The sequence below is a fragment of the Merdimmobilis hominis genome (assembly GCF_016901855.1).
Taxonomy (GTDB): Bacteria; Bacillota; Clostridia; order Oscillospirales; family Ruminococcaceae; genus Paludihabitans.
Genome location: NZ_JACJKY010000057.1, coordinates 1 through 843, shown reverse-complemented (window position 1 = coordinate 843; position 843 = coordinate 1). Strand labels below are relative to the sequence as shown.

Genomic DNA, 843 nt, shown 5'->3' with positions numbered 1-843 from the left:
TTTTCACGGTAGTGCGGCTCTTTTCGTATAAGACCTGCTTTTTCTAAGTCTTTGACTGCTCGTTTTACAGTGCTGCGGGAGAGCGACAGATCTTTTGCAATGGTGTTAAGTCCCGGCCATGCCTTTTTCTCCTTGTCCATCCGGTCGTGCAAATAAATATAGACGAGCTTAGCACGGTGCGGCAGATCCATTTTATATAAAAAATTAAGTCTGCCCATCTGAGGTTACCTCCGTGTTTTTTGGCGGCTGCGGAAGCGGTGTCCTGCGGTTTTTGGGACGGTCTGCAGAGCTGTACCTCCGTTTTTATCCTTTTCATCATTCTTTTTTATCGATGCAGGCTGGTGATGCTCTGTCATCTGCTGATTCTGACCACTGGAGGAAGACTCATCGTTTGGCAGTGTAGCCGGTTCCAGTAATTCAGGATGGTATTTTTTAATAATTCCGTCTGTGATATCCTTCTTGGATGCATATTTTACCTCTCGATTTCCCTGATCGGAAACAGTATAAGGATGTTCCTCGTCAAAATGGATTCCCCATTTAAAAAACAGTTTGAGCTTTACCTTCATCGGATAGAAACCTGTTTTCATTACCACGAACTGACCTTTCGGCATACTCTTTAATTCATCCGGCGTCATTAACGGCCGTTCAATCATCTGCAGAGATTCTGACGGATCATTTTTGCTTCTCGACACTGAGCCGGACATAACAGTACGGCTGCCAAGTGCTTTGGACAAGGTTTCTGCAGAAGTACTTTGCGGTGCAAATCCACCGAAGATAGTTAGCTGGGTATTGTCTACGATAATTTCTGCGCCTTCCTTGCCGTAGTTCTTTTCAAGCTGGCTA

2 protein-coding genes are annotated in these 843 nt (G+C 45.0%); both read right to left on the bottom strand.

Annotated elements, in window-relative coordinates; all coding sequences use genetic code 11:
- Positions 1-218 (bottom strand): helix-turn-helix domain-containing protein (locus H6A12_RS13020; RefSeq protein ID WP_204448431.1); only part of this gene is annotated, 218 nt, incomplete at its 3' end.
- A gap of 6 nt (positions 219-224) precedes the next feature.
- Positions 225-843, bottom strand: a 619-nt coding sequence (locus H6A12_RS13015) for a type IV secretory system conjugative DNA transfer family protein (protein ID WP_204448430.1), incomplete at its 5' end; no start/stop codon positions are given.